Origin of the sequence: Uniformispora flossi, assembly GCF_049534875.1 — a bacterium.
Classification (GTDB): domain Bacteria; phylum Actinomycetota; class Actinomycetes; order Streptomycetales; family Streptomycetaceae; genus Yinghuangia; species Yinghuangia aomiensis.
The window spans coordinates 41,734-63,102 of record NZ_JBMULZ010000016.1; the positions used below are offsets into that span (position 1 = coordinate 41,734).

The 21,369-nt window shown below is 72.8% G+C and carries 25 protein-coding genes; 15 read left to right on the forward strand and 10 right to left on the reverse strand.

The window, feature by feature from the left end:
• The first annotated feature begins 28 nt into the window (after positions 1–28).
• The 4 genes from ACPA54_RS28765 (at position 29) to ACPA54_RS28780 (ending at position 2,341) form a co-directional block, all read left to right on the forward strand.
• Complete coding sequence (locus ACPA54_RS28765; RefSeq protein ID WP_423534294.1) at positions 29–208, forward strand: ribbon-helix-helix domain-containing protein; 180 nt, start codon at positions 29–31, stop codon at positions 206–208.
• Positions 198–572, forward strand: coding sequence for a VOC family protein (locus ACPA54_RS28770; RefSeq protein WP_423534295.1), 375 nt, complete (start codon positions 198–200; stop codon positions 570–572). The genes ACPA54_RS28765 and ACPA54_RS28770 overlap by 11 nt, the downstream gene beginning before the upstream one ends.
• Positions 565–1,434, forward strand: a complete 870-nt coding sequence (locus tag ACPA54_RS28775; protein WP_423534296.1) for a class I SAM-dependent methyltransferase — start codon at positions 565–567, stop codon at positions 1,432–1,434. The genes ACPA54_RS28770 and ACPA54_RS28775 overlap by 8 nt, the downstream gene beginning before the upstream one ends.
• Before the next feature lie 154 nt (positions 1,435–1,588).
• On the forward strand, positions 1,589–2,341 hold the full coding sequence (locus tag ACPA54_RS28780; RefSeq protein WP_423534297.1) for a dienelactone hydrolase family protein: 753 nt from the start codon (positions 1,589–1,591) through the stop codon (positions 2,339–2,341).
• A gap of 35 nt (positions 2,342–2,376) precedes the next feature.
• Here the strand turns inward: ACPA54_RS28780 and ACPA54_RS28785 are convergent, their stop codons facing one another.
• On the reverse strand, positions 2,377–3,195 hold the full coding sequence (locus tag ACPA54_RS28785) for a YqjF family protein (RefSeq protein ID WP_423534298.1): 819 nt from the start codon (positions 3,193–3,195) through the stop codon (positions 2,377–2,379).
• A 175-nt stretch (positions 3,196–3,370) separates the two neighbouring features.
• Here ACPA54_RS28785 and ACPA54_RS28790 point away from each other — a divergent pair, with 175 nt between their 5' ends.
• A complete protein-coding gene (locus tag ACPA54_RS28790) occupies positions 3,371–3,778 on the forward strand; it encodes a hypothetical protein (RefSeq protein WP_423534299.1) in 408 nt (135 codons plus the stop codon).
• A 27-nt stretch (positions 3,779–3,805) separates the two neighbouring features.
• On the opposite strand, the gene ACPA54_RS28795 is transcribed toward ACPA54_RS28790, so the two are convergent.
• Positions 3,806–4,174, reverse strand: coding sequence for a YciI family protein (locus ACPA54_RS28795; RefSeq protein ID WP_423534300.1), 369 nt, complete (start codon positions 4,172–4,174; stop codon positions 3,806–3,808).
• Between the two features lie 156 nt (positions 4,175–4,330).
• Here ACPA54_RS28795 and ACPA54_RS28800 point away from each other — a divergent pair, with 156 nt between their 5' ends.
• Entirely contained in the window at positions 4,331–5,764 is a 1,434-nt protein-coding gene (locus ACPA54_RS28800; protein ID WP_423534301.1) for a pyridoxal phosphate-dependent decarboxylase family protein, read from the forward strand.
• A gap of 67 nt (positions 5,765–5,831) precedes the next feature.
• Here ACPA54_RS28800 and ACPA54_RS28805 read toward each other — a convergent pair whose 3' ends face one another.
• The 3 genes from ACPA54_RS28805 to ACPA54_RS28815 all read right to left on the reverse strand — a co-directional run bounded on the left by ACPA54_RS28805 (position 5,832) and on the right by ACPA54_RS28815 (position 8,704).
• Complete coding sequence (locus tag ACPA54_RS28805) at positions 5,832–6,281, reverse strand: PPOX class F420-dependent oxidoreductase (protein ID WP_345679425.1); 450 nt, start codon at positions 6,279–6,281, stop codon at positions 5,832–5,834.
• Positions 6,282–6,753: 472 nt separating this feature from the next.
• Complete coding sequence (locus ACPA54_RS28810; protein WP_423534302.1) at positions 6,754–7,185, reverse strand: glutaredoxin family protein; 432 nt, start codon at positions 7,183–7,185, stop codon at positions 6,754–6,756.
• A 76-nt stretch (positions 7,186–7,261) separates the two neighbouring features.
• Positions 7,262–8,704 carry an MFS transporter gene (locus ACPA54_RS28815; RefSeq protein WP_423534303.1) on the reverse strand — a complete coding sequence of 481 codons (1,443 nt, stop codon included), beginning with the start codon at positions 8,702–8,704 and terminating at the stop codon, positions 7,262–7,264.
• Positions 8,705–8,813: 109 nt separating this feature from the next.
• On the opposite strand from ACPA54_RS28815, the gene ACPA54_RS28820 reads away from it, so the two are divergent.
• The 6 genes from ACPA54_RS28820 (at position 8,814) to ACPA54_RS28845 (ending at position 14,329) form a co-directional block, all read left to right on the forward strand.
• Positions 8,814–9,095: a metal-sensitive transcriptional regulator gene (locus tag ACPA54_RS28820; RefSeq protein WP_423534304.1), complete on the forward strand. Its 282-nt coding sequence runs from the start codon at positions 8,814–8,816 to the stop codon at positions 9,093–9,095.
• A gap of 150 nt (positions 9,096–9,245) precedes the next feature.
• Positions 9,246–9,515: a heavy-metal-associated domain-containing protein gene (locus ACPA54_RS28825; protein WP_423534305.1), complete on the forward strand. Its 270-nt coding sequence runs from the start codon at positions 9,246–9,248 to the stop codon at positions 9,513–9,515.
• Positions 9,516–9,651: 136 nt separating this feature from the next.
• The gene (locus ACPA54_RS28830; RefSeq protein ID WP_423534306.1) at positions 9,652–10,692 is read left to right on the forward strand and encodes a hypothetical protein; all 1,041 of its coding nucleotides are present in this window, start codon (positions 9,652–9,654) and stop codon (positions 10,690–10,692) included.
• A 160-nt stretch (positions 10,693–10,852) separates the two neighbouring features.
• Positions 10,853–13,219 (forward strand): heavy metal translocating P-type ATPase, encoded by a 2,367-nt coding sequence (locus ACPA54_RS28835; protein ID WP_423534307.1) that lies wholly within the window; start codon positions 10,853–10,855, stop codon positions 13,217–13,219.
• 163 nt (positions 13,220–13,382) lie between these two features.
• Positions 13,383–13,808 carry an SRPBCC family protein gene (locus tag ACPA54_RS28840; protein ID WP_423534308.1) on the forward strand — a complete coding sequence of 142 codons (426 nt, stop codon included), beginning with the start codon at positions 13,383–13,385 and terminating at the stop codon, positions 13,806–13,808.
• Between the two features lie 71 nt (positions 13,809–13,879).
• Positions 13,880–14,329 carry a GNAT family N-acetyltransferase gene (locus ACPA54_RS28845; protein ID WP_423534309.1) on the forward strand — a complete coding sequence of 150 codons (450 nt, stop codon included), beginning with the start codon at positions 13,880–13,882 and terminating at the stop codon, positions 14,327–14,329.
• Here the strand turns inward: ACPA54_RS28845 and ACPA54_RS28850 are convergent.
• The 4 genes from ACPA54_RS28850 to ACPA54_RS28865 all read right to left on the reverse strand — a co-directional run bounded on the left by ACPA54_RS28850 (position 14,313) and on the right by ACPA54_RS28865 (position 17,405).
• Complete coding sequence (locus ACPA54_RS28850; RefSeq protein ID WP_423534310.1) at positions 14,313–14,798, reverse strand: carboxymuconolactone decarboxylase family protein; 486 nt, start codon at positions 14,796–14,798, stop codon at positions 14,313–14,315. The two genes, ACPA54_RS28845 and ACPA54_RS28850, sit on opposite strands and share 17 nt — an antisense overlap.
• Positions 14,799–14,901: 103 nt before the next feature.
• Complete coding sequence (locus tag ACPA54_RS28855; RefSeq protein ID WP_345679414.1) at positions 14,902–15,186, reverse strand: SHOCT domain-containing protein; 285 nt, start codon at positions 15,184–15,186, stop codon at positions 14,902–14,904.
• 45 nt (positions 15,187–15,231) lie between these two features.
• Entirely contained in the window at positions 15,232–15,684 is a 453-nt protein-coding gene (locus ACPA54_RS28860) for a DUF6325 family protein (protein ID WP_423534311.1), read from the reverse strand.
• A gap of 212 nt (positions 15,685–15,896) precedes the next feature.
• Entirely contained in the window at positions 15,897–17,405 is a 1,509-nt protein-coding gene (locus ACPA54_RS28865; protein ID WP_423534312.1) for an MFS transporter, read from the reverse strand.
• Positions 17,406–17,656: 251 nt separating this feature from the next.
• On the opposite strand from ACPA54_RS28865, the gene ACPA54_RS28870 reads away from it, so the two are divergent.
• Together ACPA54_RS28870 and ACPA54_RS28875 are read left to right on the forward strand one after the other, a co-directional pair.
• A complete protein-coding gene (locus ACPA54_RS28870; protein ID WP_423534313.1) occupies positions 17,657–18,028 on the forward strand; it encodes a YciI family protein in 372 nt (123 codons plus the stop codon).
• The gene (locus ACPA54_RS28875; RefSeq protein ID WP_423534314.1) at positions 18,025–19,275 is read left to right on the forward strand and encodes an RNA polymerase sigma factor; all 1,251 of its coding nucleotides are present in this window, start codon (positions 18,025–18,027) and stop codon (positions 19,273–19,275) included. The genes ACPA54_RS28870 and ACPA54_RS28875 overlap by 4 nt, the downstream gene beginning before the upstream one ends.
• Here ACPA54_RS28875 and ACPA54_RS28880 read toward each other — a convergent pair.
• Positions 19,272–20,162 (reverse strand): IclR family transcriptional regulator, encoded by an 891-nt coding sequence (locus tag ACPA54_RS28880; protein ID WP_423534315.1) that lies wholly within the window; start codon positions 20,160–20,162, stop codon positions 19,272–19,274. The two genes, ACPA54_RS28875 and ACPA54_RS28880, sit on opposite strands and share 4 nt — an antisense overlap.
• A 146-nt stretch (positions 20,163–20,308) precedes the next feature.
• On the opposite strand from ACPA54_RS28880, the gene ACPA54_RS28885 reads away from it, so the two are divergent.
• Positions 20,309–21,337, forward strand: a complete 1,029-nt coding sequence (locus ACPA54_RS28885) for a carboxymuconolactone decarboxylase family protein (protein WP_423534316.1) — start codon at positions 20,309–20,311, stop codon at positions 21,335–21,337.
• Positions 21,338–21,369: the final 32 nt, after the last annotated feature.

A 21,369-nucleotide genomic window follows, 5' to 3' on the forward strand; every position in this document is an offset into this window, starting at 1 on the left:
CGGCGTCTAGATTGCTAGCATCCTAGGCATGGCGGCCGAGCGACAGGTCAAGCAGTTCAACGTCTATCTACCGGTCGACCTCGTCCGCGAGGTCAAGCATCACGCCGTCGACACGGAGCAGTCACTCTCCGCAATAGTCGCAGCGGCACTCACGCAATACCTCCAACGCGCGGCGGACGCCGGAAAGGAGCACACCGATGGCGACTGAAGGCATCGAAGGATTCCTCGTCGAGACCCGCAACTACGGTGCGACGGCGGCGTTCTGGAAGTCCCTGGGCTTCCGGAGCGTGCTGGAGACCGAGCACGGCTCCGGGCACTGGGCTCACCCATCCGGCGGGCCGTACGTGTTCATCGTCGAGCAGCAGGACCGCGAGCTGACCACGCACCCGGTCCTCAAGGTCGCCGACTCCGCGGCGTTCGCCCCCGAACGGGAGCCCGACTTCGCGCAGCCGTTCACGCCCACCCACTGGGGCGTCGACCAGGCACTCGTCCGCGACCCGGACGGGCGGATCGTCGCCCTCGAAGCCCCGCTGCCGGAAGGCAGGCACGCGGAGGGACACCACCATGGCTGAGCCCGTGCGCCCGGACGGCGAGCAGGAGCCCGACCACACCGCGGTGCGCGTCGCCTTGTGGCGTGCTCTGCACGTGCAGGCCGACGCGCCGCCGCACGTCCTCGACGACGAGGTCGGCCTGAAGCTCGCCGACCCGGGCGACGACTGGCGGGCGCGCGGCGACATGACGATGCCCGGCGTCGAAGGCGTCCGTGCGTCGATCGCCGCCCGCGCCCGGTTCGTCGAGGACCTGGTCGCGGAGCAGGCCGACGCGGGCGCGACGCAGTACGTCGTCCTCGGTGCGGGCCTGGACACGTTCGCCCAGCGGCGCCCCGAACTCGGCTCCCGCATCCGGGTGTTCGAGGTCGACCAGCCCGGCACCCAGGCGTGGAAGCGGCGCCGGCTCGCCGAACTCGGCTATGCCGTCCCGCCGTGGCTGACCTTCGTCCCCGTCGACTTCGAAGCGGGCGACTCGTGGTGGGACCGCCTCAAGGACGCCGGCTTCGACCCGGCACAGCGGACGGTCGTCGCGTCGACCGGAGTCAGCATGTACCTGACGCGCGAAGCCAACATGGCGACGCTGCGGCAGGTCGCCGAGCTGGCACCCGGGTCGGTGTTCGCGGGCACGTTCCTGCTGCCGCTGGACATGCTCGAGCCGGACCAGCGGGCGGTGCAGGACTTCTCGATGCGGAACGCCGCCGCGTCGGGCACGCCGTTCCTGAGTCTCTACGCGCCGGACGACATGAAGTGGGCGGCGTGGGACGCCGGGTTCTCGAAGGCCCGGCACGTGTCCCCGGACGAGCTCGCGGAGCGCTACTTCGCGGACCGCCCGGACGGGCTCCGGCCGCCGCGCGCGGAGCAGTTCCTGGTCGCCGAGGTGTGACCCGGCGGGGGCCCGGCACCGGGCCCCCGCCTGCGCGTTGTCCGCTGCGCGCGGGCCGGCTGCGTTTCCCGCCGCGGGAGCGATCACCGGCGAATATCGTGGCGCACGCGGCTCGGTGGGGCCGCGTCCGCTACGGGGAGAGGCAGCGACCGGAATGAACGTCGTCGGGCAGGACGTGGAGATCGATGTCGACGGCTCGGCCATGGCCGCCTACACCGCCCGGCCGGCCGACGCCCGGCTGCGGCCCGCGGTGCTGGTGTGCTCGGAACTGTGGGGGCTGACCGACGACGTCCGGGCGCTCGTCCGGGACGTCGCCGCGCTCGGCTACGTCGCCGTGGCACCGGACCTGTACCACCGCCTCGACGCCGACACCGCGCGCGGATTCACCGAGACCGACGCCAACCGCACGCGCGCCTTCGAACTGGTCGCGCAACTGACCCGCGAAGGCGTCGAGCAGGACCTGCGCGCGTCGCTCGACCACGCGCACGCCCGGGCCGATGCTGCGGGAAAGCCGGGCATCCTCGGCATGAGCCTCGGCGGCCACCTGGCGTTCTACGCCGCGAGCCGCCTCGACCTCGCCGCGGCGGCGATCTACTACCCGGGCTGGCTGCCGGTCGCCGGGACCGCGCTCAGCCGTCCCGAACCGCTGCTCACCGTGGCCCCCGCGATCGCGCAACGCGAGGTGCGGCTGGAGCTGTTCTTCGCCGAACTCGACCACGTCATCGACGCCGAGCAGCGCGACGCGATCGCCGCCGGGCTCACCGCGGCGGGCGTGCGCCACGAGATCACCGTGTACGAAGGCGCGGCCCACGCCTTCTTCTTCCCGGGGCGGGAGCCGTACCACAAGGCTTCGGCGGACGACTCGTGGCAGCGCGTGGCGGGACTGTTCACGTCCGAACTGGGCTGACGCGCGGCACCTCGCCGGTCGTCCCGGGGCGTGTCCTAGGGGCACCGCAGCGGCGGCCCGAACCGGGTCCGGACCCCCGGCGAGAACAGCACGCTGACCGGGGGACCGGACACCGGCGGGAGGCCCGCGCCGACCAGCAGATCGTCCTCCCACGCCAGCAGCTCGGCGTGCCGGAGCGGCCACGGCGGGTGCTCGTTCGGGAGGTACAGCGTGCGGCCGTGCCAGGCCACGTGCAGGCCCCAGCGGGCGGTGAGGAAATCCGCCAGGTCGTCGGCCTCGTACGGCGGGCCGACGCGGATGTGGACGCTACCGCCCGCGCCGCGCGGTCCGGGGACGCGGCGGGCCGTCGTGTAGCGGAATTCCGGGTGCTCCGCCGTCCCGAGCCGCTCGACGCGCATCCGCGCCCACATGTACGGCAGCGCGAACGCCGCCCGCGCCACGGCCACCGGCAGCAGCCGCGCGGCTTCCAGGGAGCGGAAGACGACGCCGCGCCGCCCGGCCCGGTCGACCGAGTACAGCCGCACATTGGTCTCGGCGAAGCTGCCGAAGTAGGGGATCGCCGGGCGCGGGCCGAGCGAGATGCGGTCCATGCGGAAGGGAACCAGGCCGACGTAGGTAGCGCCGTCGATCGTGTCCGGCACCGTGCCGGGCGGCAACAGCGGTGCGACGAGGGCGGGTTCGACCGGCCAGTGGAGGAACGTGAGGTCCAGCCAGCCCTGCGCGAGCAGGGCGGGACGCACGGGGCGCGGTGCGGTGCGGGTGACCGGCTCGGGCTCGGGGGACAGCGGGGACGAGGGGGCCGACGGGTGCGGCGCCTCCGGGTGCTCGGGCTGCCGCGGCGGGGAGGTGGCCATGCCCCAGTGTGCCTCGGCCGGCCGCCCCCGCGCGCCAAGCGGGGCGGCCGGGGGCGGCCGATCAGCAGGGCGCCCAGGGCGCTGCCGGTACCGGCGCGCCGTGGCCGGCCCCAGGCCGGCGGCTTTGCCGAGCCGATCACGGTGGAGAGGCGCCCCGGCCGGGTAGCCCGACAGTATGCGACTCGGTAAGAAAACCCCGCCGCCGATGCACGTGGCGATGATCGTCCACGAGCCCGAGTCCGGCCCCGCCCCGACGCGCGGCACCCGGCGCCCCGGCAAGCGCGTGCGCGTCGCCGTCGCGGGCTCCGTCGCGGCACTCCTGGCGTGGCCGGCCGTGCGGGCCGCCCGCGCCCACTGGAACCCGCCGCCGCCGGAACTCGACGCCCCCATCCCCCCGACCCGCGCCGACCCCGAGCGTCCGCCGCCGCAATTCCACCTCGCGCCGGGACCGCTCGCCGGCCACTTCGAGCCCCGCGAACCGATGGAGATGCCGCACAGGCACATGCGCGACCGGACGCTGCCGCAGGAGCTGACCGGATACGGCAACCTCGGGACGCGGCCGCGGCACCCGCCGGAGGAGTGAAGCAGGCCGCCGACGGCGGTGGCCGCGTCACTCGCCGCCCATGCCGAACCAGTCGTGGACGGCGCGCACCTCCACGGCCACCACATGGAAGTCCAAGAGCCGCCGGGCGATCTCCACTGCCCGCTCCCGCGACGCGCACTCGACCACGTAGTACGCCGTCGCCTGCTCGGTCGCGGACGTCAGCGGCCCGCCCGCCGCGGATGCCGGCTTGGCGCCGCGCCACCGCAGCGTGGTCGTGTCGGCCGGATAACCCAGTCCCGCGCCGTTGAGCATCTCGCCCGTCTCCGCCAGATCGCGGTGCAGCGCTTCGTGGCGGGCGAACACGTCGGCGCGCTCCGCCTCCGTCATCGCGGCGGTGGCGGCCGGGTCGGCGTACATCAGCACCAGGAACTTCATGCCGTGGTCCTCACCGCGAACTCCATGCCGGGCTCCTCACCGGGGACATCCATCCCGCGATCCTCGCACCTGGCCGCGAACTTCCCTGGCATTCCAGACCAGTTCGCGCGATATGCAACCGGTGCGCGGCGGCTGCCGGGCTGATTGACTGGCAATATGACCGACCCGATCGACGACCGCGACGAAGCCGCCGCCGCGCTGGAGCGGGTGTTCCGGGCCGCGGGCCCCTACCTCGACGGGCTGACCGACCGGCCCGTGCGCGACGCCAAGGCCGAAGACCTGCTGCTCGGCCACCTCGGCGGGCCGCTCCCGGAAACCGGCGACGGCACTCTGGCCGGCGTCGAGGAGCTGCTCCGGATCGCCACCGAAGCCGCCACCGGAACCTCCGGCCCGCGCTTCTTCCACCTGGTCGTCGGCGGGGCGACCCCCGCCGCGATGGCCGGCGACTGGATCACCTCGCTGGTCGACCAGGCCGCCGGGCTGCACGTGGCGTCACCGCTCGCCGCGCGCGCCGAGACGACCGTCCTCGCCTGGCTCAAGGACCTCTTCGGCATCCCCGCGTCCTACGGCGGCGTGCTCACCCCCAGCGCCACCCTTGCCCACGTCACCGGCCTCGCCTGCGCCCGCACCTGGTGGGCCGGGCAGCACGGCGTCGACGTCGCCGCCGACGGGCTCTCCGGCCTGCCCGCGATGCCCGTCCTCACCAGCGGCCTCGTCCACCCGAGCACGCGCAAGGCCCTGCAGATCCTCGGCTGCGGACGCGACACCCTCCGCACGTTCTCCCGCGACGACACCGGACGCCTGGACCTCCCCGTGCTGGCCGAGGCCCTCGCCGAACTCGGCGGCGCCCCCGCGGTGCTCGTCGGCAACCTCGGCGACGTCTACTCCGGCGACTCCGACCCGCTCGACGCGCTGGCCGACCTCGCGGAACGCCACAACGCCTGGCTGCACGTGGACGGCGCGTTCGGCCTGTTCGCCGCCCTGTCGCCGCGCACCGCGCACTTCGCCCGCGGCGTCGAACGCGCCCACTCCATCACCGCGGACGGCCACAAGTGGCTGAACGTCCCCTACGAGAGCGGCTTTTCCTTCGTCCGCGACCGCGAGTTCCTCGCCCGTGCCTTCGGCGGCTGGGGCGTCTCCTACCTGCCGGAGGCCGACGGCGCGGAAGTCGACTACAACACGCTCGGCCCGGAATCCTCGCGCCGCGCCCGCGCCCTGCCGATCTGGGCGACCCTGCGCGCGTACGGCCGCGACGGCTACCGCGCGATGGTGGAACGCCACCTCGACGCCGCCGCCCACCTCGGGCGCCTCCTCGACGCGTCCGACGACTTCGAACTCCTCGCCCCCGTACGGCTCTCCATCGTCTGCTTCCGCTACCGCCCGCCCGGCGTCCCGGACGACCGCCTCGACGACCTCAACACCCGGCTCGGCGAAGCCGTCCTGCGCGACGGCCGCTTCTTCGTCGGCACGGCCGCCTACCGCGGGGCGAAAGTCCTGCGCTGCGCGCTGGTCAACTGGCGGACCACGGACGCCGACGTGGAGGCCCTGCTGCCGGTACTGCGCGAGGTGGGGCGGCAACTGACGGAATGACCGCGCGCCGGCTTGCGCGGGGCCGCCGGATCCCGGCCGCCCCGCAAAGCCGGCGCCAGGGCGCTCGTCAGTCTTCCGCGGCGATCTGCCGGGCGCCGCCCGGCTGGTCGCTGTCCTTGAGCCCGCCCCAGCCGTGCCAGCGGTCGATCTCGATCCAGGCGCTGACCCGGGCCCGGTCGCGGATCGCATACGCCTCGCCGCCGTAGTGCCGGGAGAGCCGGTCGATGTCCGCCAGGTCCTTGTCGTCGCGGAACTCCACGACCCGGCCGATGAGGGACAGGTGGGTGTACCAATTGCCCTCGTCGAGGATGGTCAGCGTCACGCGCGGGTCGTTGCGCACGTGGTCGAGGCGGCGGCGCCCTTCGTCCATGTTGACCAGGACGCGGCCGTCGTCCTCCCACAGGTACCAGGTGGCGGTGGAGACGGGCTGGCCGTCCTTGCGCAGCGTCGTGATGACGGCCGGGTTCGCCTTGCGCGCCATGGCGATCGCCTGCTCGGGCAGCGGCGGCTTGCTCACAGGGGTGTCCTTTCGGTCGCGCCGCGGCACCGGGGACCCGTGGTCGACGAACACGCCCGGCGGGTGCCCGCGGCTTCGGTCATGCCCCAGCCTTGCACCTGCCCGGGGCCAAGGCCGGGCGTGTCGCACCATGATCGGCAAAAAGAATGCGCGCCTGCCCTGCCCCGGCCCGGTCGGCCCCTCCGCGATGACGAGGATCATGAAGTACGACGTGGGGTGGGGTGTCCGGGAGCGTGGTTGCCGCAGGCCGAGCCACGTGGAGCCGTGTGCGTTCAGCCCGCGCAGCGCGGCGGATTCCGGCGAAGGGGTGCCGGTGTCCCCGGGCCCGCGCCGCGCGGGCCGGCAGCCTGTCGCATCGGGTGCGGTCCCGCCTCGTTCACCTTCCGCAGTGCGACACTCAGCAGGCACGCCGCGAGGCATTTCGCCACGGGGTGGCGCAACGCCCGGCGCAAGGTCTCCGGTTGCGGCGGGGTCACCGGTCTTCGCCCGCCGGCCGTTCGCCGGACCGGTGAGGTGCCCGGCCGGCGGGCCGGCCCTCCGGCGGCCGCGCCGCCTGCTCCCCAGGCCGATCGTGGTCGGGCCGACCACCGACTTGGCCGCCGGACAGCCCCGCGGGGCCTCGCTCGCCGGGCAGTCCCCCCGCCTCCCCGGCTCCCGAACCGCCCCACCCGGCAATCATCCGCTCCACCTTGGTCACGTCCGGCTCCACCACCAGTGTCCCGTCCGGCAGGGTGAGCGTGGGGACGCGCCGGCCGCCCTGTTGCAAGCGGTAGACGGCCTTGCGGGCCTTCTTGTCCTCGTCGATGTCGAAGTACTGGTAGGGGATGCCGCGTTCGTCGAGCAGGGCGCGGACTTCGGCGACGCTCGGGCACCAGGACGTTCCGTACATGCGGATCTCCTCCATGGCGCGGGCTCCTTCCGGAAGTGGCCTGTGCCACCGACCGTGAAGCGCAGGTCGGTGGCACAGGGCGTGAGAGACGTCAGGCGACGTCGGCCGTCTCCCGCTCCGCGCCCTCGGCGTCGGCCGGCGCGGACGAGCCGCGCAGGGTGACGATCGCCAGCAGCGCACCCGCGGCGGCGATGCCCGCGGCGCCGAGGAAGGCCGCGGAGAAGCCGTCGGTCAGGGCGGACGCGTTGCCGATCTGCCGCGAACCGTGCGCGGCGGCGACCGCCGTCATCGCGGCCAGGCCGAGCGCCGAGCCGATCTGGTACGAGGTGTTGACGATGCCGGACGCCAGGCCGCCCTCTTCCGGCCGCGCGCTGGAGATCGCGGTGCCGAGCGACGGGATGAAGGCCAGGGACATGCCGGTCGCGGCCACCAGCGACGCGGGCAGCACGTCGACCCAGAAGGTGCCGTCGGCCCGGACGAACGACAGCCACAGCATGCCGCCCGCGAGCAGCGCCATGCCGGCGACGATCAGGTTCTTCGGCCCGAACTTGGCGATCAGGCGCGGCGCGACGGTGATCATCATGACCATGATCGCGACGGTCATCGGCAACAGCGCAGAGCCGCTCGCGAACGCCCCCAGACCCAGCACCTGCTGCAGGTAGAGGTTGAGGAAGAACCACATCGGCACCCACGCGCCCGCCATCAGCAGCTGGGCGAGGTTCGCGCCGCCGAGGTTCGGGGTGCGCAGGATCCGCAGCGGCATCAAGGGCTCGGCCTTCTTCGCTTGGACGAGCAGGAACAGCAGCACCAGGGCGAGGCCGCCGGCCAGCACCAGCAGGGTCTCCGCCGAGCCCCAGCCGACCTCGGGCGCGCGGACCACCGAGTACACGACGACGGCCAGGCCGCCGGTGGCCAGGATCGCGCCCAGCCAGTCGATCGAGCCGCGGCGCGCCGGGGCGGACGGCATCAGCGACGGGGTGAGGACCAGGGTGAGAGCGACGACCGGCAGGTTGATGTAGAACACCCACGGCCAGCTCGCGTACTCGGTGATCAGGCCGCCGAGGAACACGCCCGCAGTACCGCCCGCGGGGGCCGCCGCGCCGTACAGCGCGAACGCCTTGGTCAGTTCCTTCGGGTTGCCGCCGAACAGCATCATCAGCAGGGTCAGCGCGGACGGGGCGATCAGCGCCGCACCCGCGCCCTGGACGGCGCGGCCGGCCAGCTCGACCCACACGTCGCCGGCCAGTCCGGCGACCAGCGACCCGACGCCGAGCACCACCCATCCGGCGGTGAACATCCGCTTGGCGCCGAACAGGTCGGACAGCCGGCCGCCGAGCAGCAGCAGTCCGCCGAAGGCGATCACGTAGGCGTTGAAGACCCAGGACAGGTTCTCCTGCGAGAAGCCCAGGTCGGTCTGCATGTCGGGCAGCGCCACGCCGATGATCGACGTGTCCATGATGACCATGAACTGGGCGAGCGCGATGAGCGCAAGTGCGGCCCAGCGGCGCGGGTTGGGTACATCGGGCGCGGACATCTCCACCACTTCCGATACGGGGTACGGGTACCTCTGGATTTCCGAACGCCGCCGAACATACCCTAGGGGGGTACCGTATGTGAAGGCGAAAGTTCGAGGAGGAGCTCCGATGGCCGGATATGCGGCGGACAAGAAGGCCTGCATGGCGCGGTTGAAGCGGGCGGAAGGCCAGGTCAGGGGCCTACAGCGGATGGTGGAAGAGGATGCCTACTGCCTGGATGTGCTGACTCAGGTCTCCGCGATCACCAAGGCCTTGCAGGCTGTCGCGCTCGGATTGATGGACGACCACCTGGGTCATTGCGTGGCTGCGGAGGCGGTCGAGGGTCGCGGCGCGATCGAGGTGAAAGTGCGCGAAGCGGCCGAGGCGATTGCCCAATTGGTGCACGCCTGAAGGGTGTTCGTCGATCCTGCGGACCCTTCGCCGGGGGTCGAGTCAGGGGGAGTCGGCTTGACAAGATACCCAAGGGGGGTATGTTGTGAGTCGTGAAGCCGCCCGGACCGGCCGGCGGCGCCCCCACGATCCCCGCCCAGGAGGCATCCCATGAGCACCACCACCGCGACCACCGCCGAGTACTCCGTCTCGGGCATGACCTGCGGGCACTGCGTCTCGTCGGTCACGGCCGAGGTGCGCAAGCTCGACGGCGTCACGGCCGTGAACGTCGACCTGGCCGCGGGCCGGGTGACGGTGTCCGCAGCCGGGGCGATCGACGACGCCGCGGTCGCTGCCGCGGTCGCCGAGGCCGGCTACCAGGTCGTCGAGGCCCCGAAGGACGAGAACCCGGGCGCGTCCTGCTGCGGCAGCTGCCACTGAGCACCGCCGATACCCGGCCGGGGTGTCGGCGAGCCGAGCCGGCACCCCGGCCGGGACTGCTGCCCGCACACACCGCGCCCGAGCGCCACCCCACGACCCGAATCCCGAGCACCACCCCACGAAAAGGAGAACGGCCATGAACACGGCCACTCGCGTCGGCGCGTTCGCGGCCGGCCTCGCCCTGGCATTCGGCGCCGCGTACGGCGTCGGCAACGCGGTCGGCCCGGTCGGCGGCGGTTCGTCGCCGCACGGTCACGACTCGGCCGCGTCCCCGAGCGCCGCGGGCGACGGCCACTCCGGGCACACCACCCCGACGGTCGCCGCAAATGCGGCAGCCGCCAATGCCGCGGTCGCGGGCGGCCTCCAGGTCTCCGAACGCGGCTACACGCTGGTGCCCCAGCGGGAACCCCTGCCGGTAGGCGTCCCGACCGAGTTCCGCTTCCAGGTCCTCGGCCCCGACGGCCGCCCGTGGACCCGCTACGACCGCGCCCACGACAAGGACCTGCACCTCATCGTCGTCCGCCGCGACCTCTCCGGCTTCCGGCACGTCCACCCGACGCTCGGTGCCGATGGCACGTGGCGTATCCCGCTCACCTTCGCGGCCGCGGGCGACTACCGGGTGTTCGCCGACTTCACGCCGTCCGGCGACCCGGCCGGCGGGCTGACCCTCGGCGCCGACGTGGCGGTGCCCGGCGACTACCGCACCGTGCCGCTGCCGGCGCCGTCGCGGACCGCCGAAGTCGACGGCTACACCGTCACGCTGAACGGCGACCTGGCGACCTCGGCGAGCATGCTGACGCTGTCGGTGAGCAAGAACGGCGTGCCGGTCACCGACCTCCAGCCCTACCTCGGCGCGTTCGGCCACCTCGTCGCGCTGCGCCAAGGCGACCTCGCCTACCTGCACGTGCACCCCGAGGGCGCGCCCGGCGACGGCAAGACGCCCGCGGGCCCCGGTATCTCGTTCCACGCCGAAGCGCCCAGCGTGGGCACCTACCGGCTGTACCTCGACTTCCAGCACGAAGGCATCGTGCGAACCGCCGAGTTCACCGTGACGGTCGACCCGGGCGCGGCCCCCGCCGCCTCGCCGACCCCGTCGGCTCCGAGCGGCACGAGCGGCACGAGCAGCCCGAGCAGCCCGAGCGGCACGAGCGACGAAGGCGCCGGACACGAGCACTGACCGCACCTCGTACCACCACCCCCGGCCGGCCTCGCGCGCCGCGGAGCCAAGGCCGACGGTTGTTGACTACATACCCCCCTAGGGTATGCTGAGCACGTGATCGCGGGACGGCGTGGGCCGCCACCGCCGGAGTACCACCCGTACCCCGCACCACCGGGACATGACGAAGGAGCAGGCGATGAGTCCGGACACCGGGACCTCGGCGCCGCGGGACGCCGCGCAGATCGAATTGGCGATCGGCGGCATGACCTGCGCGTCGTGCGCCAACCGGATCGAGCGCAAGCTCAACAAGCTCGACGGCGTCACCGCGACCGTCAACTACGCCACCGAGAAGGCCAAGGTCACCTACGAGGGAGACGTCACCCCCGAAGCCCTGGTCGCCCAGGTCGAGGCGGCCGGCTACACCGCGGAACTCCCGCCCCCGCCCAAGGCGTCCGGCGCCGCGGCGGACCCGGTGCCGGAGACCGACGCCGAGGGCGGCCGGATCCGCGCGCTGCGCGACCGGCTGATCGCGTCCGCGGTGCTCACCGTCCCGGTGATCGCGATGGCGATGGTCCCGGCCTGGCAGTTCACCAACTGGCAGTGGCTGTCGCTGGCGCTCGCGTGGCCGGTCGTGCTGTGGGGGGCCTGGCCGTTCCACAAGGCGGCGTGGACCAACCTCAAGCACGGCACCTCGACGATGGACACGCTGGTGTCGATGGGCACCCTGGCCGCGCTCGCCTGGTCGGTGTACGCGCTGTTCTGGGGCACCGCGGGCGAGGCCGGCATGACCCACCCGTTCTCGTTCGCCATCGAACGCAGCGACGGCGCCGGGAACATCTACCTCGAAGCCGCCGCGGGCGTCACCACGTTCATCCTGGCCGGCCGCTACTTCGAGGCCCGTGCCAAGCGCCGCTCCGGCGCCGCGCTGAAGGCGCTGCTCGAACTCGGCGCCCGCGACGTGGCAGTGCTCCGGGACGGCCGCGAGACCCGTATCCCGGTCGAACAGCTCGCCGTCGGCGACCTGTTCGTGGTCCGTCCGGGCGAGAAGATCGCCACCGACGGCACCGTCGAACAGGGCACGTCCGCTGTCGACGCGTCCATGCTCACCGGCGAATCGGTGCCCGTCGAGGTCGGCCCCGGCGACACCGTCACCGGCGCGACCGTCAACGCCGGCGGCCGCCTGGTGGTCCGCGCCACCCGGATCGGCGCCGACACCCAGCTCGCCCAGATGGCCAAGCTCGTCGAGGACGCGCAGAACGGCAAGGCGCAGGTCCAGCGGCTCGCCGACCGGATCTCCGGGGTGTTCGTGCCGATCGTCATCGCCCTCGCCATCGCCACGCTCGGGTTCTGGCTGGGCACCGGCGAAGGCATCGCGGCGGCGTTCACCGCCACGGTCGCCGTGCTGATCATCGCCTGCCCGTGCGCCCTCGGCCTGGCCACCCCGACCGCGCTCATGGTCGGCACCGGCCGCGGCGCCCAGCTCGGCATCCTCATCAAGGGCCCCGAAGTCCTGGAGTCCACCCGCCGCGTCGACACCGTCGTCCTGGACAAGACCGGCACCGTCACCACCGGCCGCATGACCCTCGTCGACACCCGTCTCGCGGAAGGAGAGGCCGAGGCCGACGTGCTGCGCCTCGCGGGCGCCCTGGAGAACGCCTCCGAGCACCCCATCGCGCAGGCGATCGCCAAGGCCGCCGCCGAACGCACCGGCGACCTGCCCGAGCCGGAGGACTTCGCCAACGTCGAAGGCCTGGGCGTGCAGGGCATCGTGGACGGGCACGCGGTCCTGGTCGGCCGCACCCGGCTGCTCACCGAATGGGCCCTGGACCTGCCCGCCGACCTCGAACGCGCCAAGGCCGACGCGGAAGCCCTCGGCCGCACCGCGGTCGCGGTCGCCTGGGACGGCAAGGCCCGCGCGATCCTCGTGGTCGCCGACGCCGTCAAGCCGACGTCGGCGGAAGCCATCCGCCGGTTCAAGGAACTCGGCCTCACTCCGATCCTGCTCACCGGCGACAACACCACGGTTGCGCAGGCCGTCGCCGCGCAGGTCGGCATCGACCCCGACAACGTGTTCGCCGAGGTCATGCCGAAGGACAAGGTCGACGTGGTGACCCGGCTGCAGGGCCAGGGCCAGGTCGTCGCGATGGTCGGCGACGGCGTCAACGACGCCGCGGCGCTCGCCAAGGCCGACCTCGGCCTGGCGATGGGCACCGGCACCGACGTCGCGATCGAAGCCTCGGACCTGACCCTGGTCCGCGGCGACCTCCGCGCCGCCGCGGACGCCATCCGGCTGTCCCGCAAGACGCTCCAGACCATCAAGTCCAACCTGTTCTGGGCGTTCGCCTACAACATCGCGGCCCTGCCGCTGGCCGCCTCCGGCATGCTCAACCCGATGCTCGCCGGCGGCGCGATGGCCTTCAGCTCGGTCTTCGTCGTCTCCAACAGCCTCCGCCTGACCCGCTTCAAGGCACTGGCCGACAAGACGCCGGTCCTCGACGGCCCCGTGGCCCTCGCGGAGAACCCGCGGGTGGGTGCCGCGGTCTGACCACGGCACCCGAGGAGTGGCCCCGTCGCACCACGCGGCGGGGCCGCTCGGCATTGTGGTCCAGGTCATATCGGGCCCGGCGATGACTCCGCGGCCCCGCCCCGGTCTAACCCCTCGACGACAGCAGCCGCGCAACGCGGCGCCGAACACGAGAGGTTCCGACATGAGCGAGAACACCACCACCGGCTTCCCCTACACCGTCACCCGCGTCATGAACGCCTCCGTCGCCCGCGCGTGGGCCGCGTACACCACCGCCGCCGAGTGGCCGGCCTGGTTCGGCGCCGCCGAAGGCAGCGTCGAGATCGACGTCCGCCCCGGCGGCGCCTGGAAGTCCACGCTGCTCACCCCCGACGGCGGGCAGTTCCCGCTCACCGGCACGTTCCTCGAGGTCGAGGACGGGCACCGGATCGTCCTGTCGATGGACGTGCCGGGCGCCCCCGCGGAGGTCATGGCGATCACGTTCGCCGAGCACCCGGACGGCGTCGAGGTCGTCATCGACCAGACCAACGCCACCGAGGAAGCCCGCGACATGGCCCGCGAGGGCAGCACGATGATCCTGGCGGGCCTCGCCGCGCACATCGAAGCCTGACCGGGCGCCGACGGAATCGGTTCCCTCCGGGCCTCGGAGGGCCGTCCGGAACGGCCCGCTAGCGTGGGCCCATGCACGCCTGGCACCTGCGCCCCGCCTCGGCGGCCGACGTCGAGCCGGCCGCCGAACTGCGCGCCGTCGTGATGCGGCCCGACCTCGAACGGCTCGGCCGCTACGACGACCACCGCGTCCGGCAGCGCCTCCGCGACGCCTTCGAGCCCGCGCACACGTGGGTCGTCGAAACGGGCGGAGCGTTCGCCGGATGCGTGGCGCTGCGCCCCGCCGACGGCGGCTATTGGCTGGAGCACTTCTACCTGGCGCCCGACGCGCAGGGCGCCGGCATCGGCTCGGGTGTGCTGCGCCGCCTGCTCGACCGGTGCGACCGCGAACGGGCGCCGGTCCGGCTGAACGTCCTGCAAGGGAGTCCGGCGCGGCGCCTCTACGAGCGGCACGGGTTCGTCCCGGAGTCCGAGGACGCCGTGGACGTGTTCATGGTGCGGCCGCTCAGCCCTGCGCCGTGACGGCCGGGCGCACCGGGTGCTTGCTGAGGATCGACACCCGGTTGAACGTATTCATCGTGATGGCGACCCACAGGACGGCGGCGATCTCGTCGTCGGTCAGGACCGGCCGGGCCGCGGCGTAGGCGGTGTCCTGCGCGGCGGCGTCCGCGATGGCGGTGGCGGCTTCGGCGAGCGCCAGCGCGGCGCGCTCCCGGGCGGTGAACAGCTCGGTGTCCCGCCACGCGCTCAGCGTGCCGAGGCGCTGCGTCGTCTCGCCCGCGCGCAGCGCCTTGCGGGTGTGCAGGCTCAGGCAGTACGCGCAGCCGTTGATCTGCGAGACCCGCAGGTTGACCAGCTCGATCAGCAGCGGCTCCAGGCCGGTGTCCGCGGCGCCTTGGCGGACCGTCTCCCGGGCGGCGACGAACGCCTTGAACGCCTCGGGCGTCTGCTTGTCCAGGTAGATCCGGGCGGGCGGCGTCGGGACGGCCATGGGGACTCCTCGCTGAACAGGCGGAACACGCGTCGATGCGGCGCCCTCGGGGGCGCCGCATCGCCTAGTGGATCACGCTCGGTGCCGCAGCGGGCACCGGCCCTCAGCCGTTCAGAATGCGCTGCTTCTGCGCCTCGAACTCGGCGTCGGACAGGACGCCCTGCTCCTTCAGGTCGCCGAGCTGCTTGAGCTGGGCGAGCTTGTCGTTCATCGGGTCGGACGGCGCCTCGGCGGGCGGCTGCTGCGCGTACACGACCTGCTGCGGCTGCTGGGGGGCTTCCTGCTGCGCCCAGCGGCCGGCCTGGCGCCGCGAGACCCGGTTGGACACGGCGGTGGCGGTGCCGGCGACGACGGCGGTCCGGGCGACGCCGCGGAGAAGACCTGGCATGGTTTCTGCCTCCTGCTTTCGGTGCGGGCGAACGGGTGCGGCGGCTCAGCCGCCGGCTTCGGCGGCCTCGAGCGCTTCGAGCGCGTCGACGACGGCTTCCACCGGGATGCGGCCGCTCGCGACGACCCGCGCCCCGTTGCGGCGCAGAGCGGTCGCGAAGGGGGCGGCCCACAGGTTCTCGTAGACGATGATGCCCGCGGCGGTGCCGGTCTCCAGGGCGGCGCCGGCCTCGGCGAGGTCGTCGTCGCCGAGCAGGCCGGAGGACGCGCCTTCGAAGACGGCCAGGTCGAGTTGCCCGTCCGCGTCGAAGTCGGCGATGTCGATGCCGACGATGGAGCCGTCCGGCTGCTTCGTGACGAACAGCAGGTCGAGAATGCGGATGATGCCGCGGTCGACCAGGTCGACGAGCAGGGGCAGCCCCTCGCCCTTCATGCCCTCGCTGGGGAACTCGACGACCAGATAGTCGATCGGGCCCGTTTCGATGAGATCCTCGCTCACCTTGACTCCTCGGGTGGGTGGCCGCCTGCGGCGGGAGAGCGTCGACGGCCGTGGTGCAGTCGCGGCACAGCCGAACGAGGCAGTCGTCGGTTTTTGAAACCGGCGCGGCCTTATCTCTCCACCATGCGCACCACGGCTCCGGCCTCGCCACCGGAGCCGCGGTGCGGAACCCGCCCGCCGGGCCGTCTCCCGTCGAACGGCCGAGACACGGCCTACGCGTCGACCTCCTCGGGCACCGGAGTTTCGGTGTCGGTCGTGTCGTCGGTCGGCGCGGCGGGCCGCATCGTGGTGACCAGGACCGCCGCCAGGACGAAGATGCCCGCCGCGACCAGGCCGGTGACGTGCAGGCTCGCGGTGAAGGCGTCCCGGGCGTCGTGCAGCAGCGACGTGCTCCGGTCGGCCGGGAGGGTGCGGCCGGCGGCGACGGCGTCGGCGATGGTCTCGGACGTGCCGCCCATGCGGTCGCGGTAGACGGCCGCGGCGAGCACGCCGAGGAAGGCGAAGCCGAGGGACCCGCCGAAGTAGTTGCCGGTCTCCGACATCGACGCCGCCGATCCGGCGCGCTCGGGCGGCACGGACCCGACGACCAGCCCGGTGCCCAGCGCGAACAGCGGCCCGGTGCCGAGCGCCAGGACGGTGATCCCGGTGATGACCAGCGGCAGCGCGACCGCGCTGCCGGGTTCGACGGCGACCAGAAGGAGTCCGCCGAGCGCCGACACGACCAGGCTGCCCGCGATGGCGGTGGTCTGCGGGATGCGGCGGGCCAGGGCCGGGGCGGCCATCGTGCCGCCGGCCACGCCGAGGCCCATCGGCGCGAACAGCAGCGCCGACACCGCGGGGGAGTAGCCGAGGACGCTTTGCAGATACTGGGTCACCAGGAGCCCGGTGCCCGCCATGGCGATCCCGGCCAGCACCAGGCCGACGAGGACGGCGGTGAAGGGGCGGTTGCGCAGCAGCCGCAGGTCGAGCAGCGGCGTGGCCAGGCGCAGCTGGCGGCGGACGAAGACCACGCCGATCGCGGCGCCCGCGATCAGCGCGACGGCGGGACCCGCGGACGCGTTCTCCACGGCGAGCTGCTTGATCCCGTAGATCATCGGGAGGACGGAGGCGAGCGACAGGGCGACGCTCGCCGGGTCGAGGCGCCCGGCGTGGTCGCTGCGGAACTCCGGGAGCAGGATCGGTGCGGCGACGAGCAGCAGCAGCATCGCGGGCACGGCGACCAGGAAGACCGAGCCCCACCAGAAGTGCTGGAGCAGCAGCCCGGCGAGCACCGGGCCGAGCGCGCCGCCCGCGAACTGCCCGGTCGCCCAGATCGCGATCGCCTTCCCGCGCTGCCGGTCGTCGCGGAACATGTTGGTGATCAAGGCCAGCGTCGACGGCGCCAAGGTCGCCCCGGCGACCCCCAGCAGCGCCCGGACGACGATGAGCATCTCGGGACTGGTGGAGAACGCGGCCACCACCGACAGCACCGCGAACGCTGCCGCGCCGATCATCAGCAGCCGCCGCCGGCCGATCCGGTCGCCGAGCGTGCCCATGGTGATGACGAGGCCCGCCACCATCAGTCCGTAACTGTCGCTGATCCACAGTTGCTGCACGCTGTCCGCGCCCAGGTCGGCGCTGAGCTGGGGGAGCGCGAGCAGCAGCGCCGTCATGTCCATGGCCACGAGGAACGTCGGTAGGACGAGGAGGCCCAGTCCCAGCCATGCCCGGTCGACTCGCATGTCGGAAGCTCTCTTCTGTCGTGGTGTCACAGTCGTGATGCCGTGATGCCGTGATGCCGTGATGGGGTGGTGCCGTGTGCGTGTGTCGACCGGTGGTCGGAGCGGCGCCGGGCTTCTTGACGTCGGGCGGCGGAAAATCGGTGGCGGAAAATGCGTGCGGAAAACCGGGCGGGGGATGTCAAGACGACGGCGTCGGCTCCGACCACCACGCGAAGGCCCCGCCGGGGCCCGCGCACCAGGAGGAGAACGAGATGCAGTTCCTGATCAGCATGCACGTCAACCCGGCCGTGCTGGACGCGCTGACCGACGCGGAGAAGGCGGCGATCGGCGAGGGCCACGGCAAGTTCATCGCCGGCCTCAAGCAGTCCGGGGAGCTGATCACCACGCAGGCGCTGGTCGACCCGTCGCAGGCCGTGGTCGTGAAGGTCCGCAACGGGCAGCCGGTGGTGACCGACGGGCCGTTCCTGGAGTCGAAGGAATACCTGGGCGGCTTCTACCTGGTCGACTGCGAGAACAAGGAGCGGGCGATCGAGCTGGCCGCGCAGATTCCGGACACGGCCGTCGAAGGCCTGGGTGTCGAGGTGCGTCAGGTGATGTTCGCCGACGGACAATTGGAGGCATGACGGCGCCACCCTTCGAGGACCTGCTGCGTGAACTCACGCCGCAGGTCCTCGGCATGTTGATCCGCAGGTACGGGCAGTTCGAGGGCTGCGAGGACGCCGTCCAGGAAGCCGTCCTCGCGGCCGCCGTGCAGTGGCCCGCCGAGGGGGTGCCCGACAACCCGCGCGGCTGGCTGGTCACGGTGGCCTCGCGACGGCTGATCGACGCGATGCGCAGCGACCACGCCCGCCGCGAACGGGAGACCGCGGTGGCGGCCGAGGTGGTGCCGGAGGACGTCCCGGACACCGACGACACGCTCGTGCTGCTGTTCCTGTGCTGCCACCCGACGTTGACCGCGGCGTCGCAGACCGCGCTGACGCTGCGCGCGGTCGGCGGCCTGACCACCGCGGAGATCGCCCGCGCGTTCCTGGTGCCGGAAGCGACGATGGCCGCCCGGATCAGCCGGGCGAAGCAGCGCATCAAGGCCGCGGGCAGCTCCTTCCGGCTGCCGGAGCCCGCCGACCGCGAAGACCGGCTGCGGGTCGTGCTGCACGTGCTCTACCTGATCTTCAACGAGGGCTACACCGCGTCCTCCGGCACCGAACTCCACCGCGCCGACCTCGCCCGCGAGGCGATCCGGCTGACCCGCATGGTCCACGCGCAGTTGCCCGACGACCCCGAAGTCACCGGCCTGCTGGCCCTCATGCTCCTCACCCACGCGCGCCGGGCGGCCCGCACCACGCCGTCCGGCGACCTGATCCCGCTGGACGAGCAGGACCGGACGCTGTGGGACGCGGAGTTGACGGGGGAGGGGATAACGCTGGCGAAGACCGCGCTGGCCGGCGCCGCCCTCGGTCCGTACCAACTCCAGGCCGCCATCGCCGCCACCCACGCCGACGCGGCCGCCGCCGAGGACACCAACTGGCAGCAGGTGCACGCCCTCTACATGATCCTGGAGCGCATCGCCCCGAACCCGATGGTGACCCTGAACCGCGCCATCGCCCTGGCGGAGGTGGAAGGCCCCGCGGCCGGGCTGGAGTTGCTCGCGACGCTGGACGACGACGACCGCATGTCCGGCCACCACCGCCTGCTGTCGGTCCGCGCGCACCTTCTGGAAGAGACCGGCGACCGGGCCGCCGCCTACGACCACTACCGGCGCGCGGCCAAGGCGACGGCGAGTCTGGCGGAGCGGCGGTACTTGGAGATGCGCGCGGGACGGGTGCGGCCGGATGCGGAGAGCGCGGATCGGCCCATGTCCGACCCGGCCTAGGCCGTCCAGGGGTTGACGCCGCCGAGGGCTTTCGTGGCCGCTGTGGTGGTGGCGACGAGGGTGTCGGCGATGCGGCGCCGGGTGTCGGGGTCCGGAGTGCCGTCGACGACGACGGTGAAGACGTACGGCTGGCGGCCGTGGTGGTCGAAGATCGGCGCGGTCATGTGCCGGACGACCGCGTTCGGGACTTCCTCGCCGGGCAGTTCGTACTCGGTGAAGGTCAGCGGCGGCAGGTGGCGGAAGAGCTTGCGGAGGACCGCCTGCGGGAGGTGCGAGGAGACGAGCTGGGCGATGACGGCGTGGCCGATGTCGTCCGGACCCGCTTCGCACTCGACGACGTAGCCGCGCTGCCGGGCGTCCGCGGCGAGGGCGAAGACCCGGTCGGGGCTGCCCGCGAGCGGGACCAGCGGGGTGCGGGCGAGCCACGCGTGGAGGTCGGCGTCCGGGTTCCAGAGATTGTTGACCAGGCCCAACGGCGCTGCGGCGGGGAAGCGTTCGCCGACGAAGTCGCGGGTGTCGCCGGTGGCGAGGACGCCGCGGCGGTCGAGCACGACCACGTGGGCGTCGATGTTGGCGACCAGCATGCAGCTGCCGGCCTCCCGGTGCAGGGCCTCCAGGTGCGGGCGGATCAGGTCGAGCGGCGCCACGCTGCTCTCCGCCGCGGTGCCCATGCGCAGCAGGGCCGGGCCGGGGCCGTACGTCTTGGCGTCGTCGCGGGTGAGCAGTCCCGCCGAGCTGAGGCTGGCCAGCACGCCGAGGCAGGTCGGCTTGCTCATCTCCAGCCGCTCGGCGATCTGCGTGAGCGTCAGGCGTTCGCCCGGGTGGTCGGTGAGCAGCGTGAGAATCCGCACCACGCGGTCGGCGGAGGGGGATTGCCGGTCGGTCATCGCGCGCACGCCTCCCGCGGCCGGTCGATGGTTGACGGTGTGTCAGATCCGAGCCTAGCATCGAATTCTCATATGCGAATCCCGAATTCAGCATATGGAATTTCTGGCTGAGCAGGCAAGCGGACGTCGACCCGACAGGAGCGCACATGGCCGGCTGGTTGTCCCGTATCGAGGCGGAAGCGACGGACTTCCCGGGGACGTTGGGGTTGTTCCCGGAATTGCGGACGAGCTACGCCGACTACTTCACCCGGCTGTGGAACCCCGGGGTGCTCGACCCGCGGACCACCGAACTCGTGCGGCTGCGCATCGCCCAACTCCACGAGTGCGAGACGGAACTCGCGGTTCGGACGCGTCCCGCGGTCGACGCCGGTCTCGACGACGCCAAGGTCGCGGCGCTGGCGAAGGGCGGGGGCGACCCGGCGTTCGACGCCGTGGAGTCGGCCTGCCTGGACTTCGCCGAGCAGTTCGTCATGGCGCCGGGCGGCGTCTCCGACGAGGACCGCACGCGCCTGACCGAACTGCTCGGGATGCCGCGCGTCGTGGGCCTGGCGATGGCCTGCGCGGTGTTCGACGGCTTCGCCCGGTTCAACGTCGTGCTCGGCACCCACACGATCACACCGGGCACCGGTGTCACCGTCGCCGAACTGCCCGGACTCGACCCGGCGGCGCCGGCCACGCCGCCGCCCACCGACCCGGCGGACCCGATCGCGTCCAGCCCGTTCGCCCTGCAGCCGGATCTGCTGGCGTCGTTCCTGCGCCTGTACGGGACGCTGTGGTCGAACGGCGTCGTGGACCACGCCTCGAAGGAGGTCGCCCGGCTCCGCAACGCGCGTGTCACCGACTGCCGTTTCTGTCGTGCGGTCCGGTACGACCAGGCCACGGCGGCCGGGCTCACCGAGGACTTCGTCGAACTCATCGACGACGGATTCGAAGCCAGCGCGCTCCAGGAGCGCCACAAGACGGTGATCCGGCTCGCCGACGTCTTCCTCGGCAACCCGCACGGCGTCACGGACGAACTGCGGAACGAACTGGTGGCCGCCTACGGCGCCGCCGGGACGGTGGAACTGACCGCCGGGTTGGCCTTGTTCATGGGCTTCTCGAAGATCGCCGTGAGCCTGGGAACGATCCCGGAGGGCCTCCCGACCCGGATCCCCTTGCCGACGCCGCGACGCTAGAGGGAGGATGCGCCCCGCCGCGGCTGCCGCTG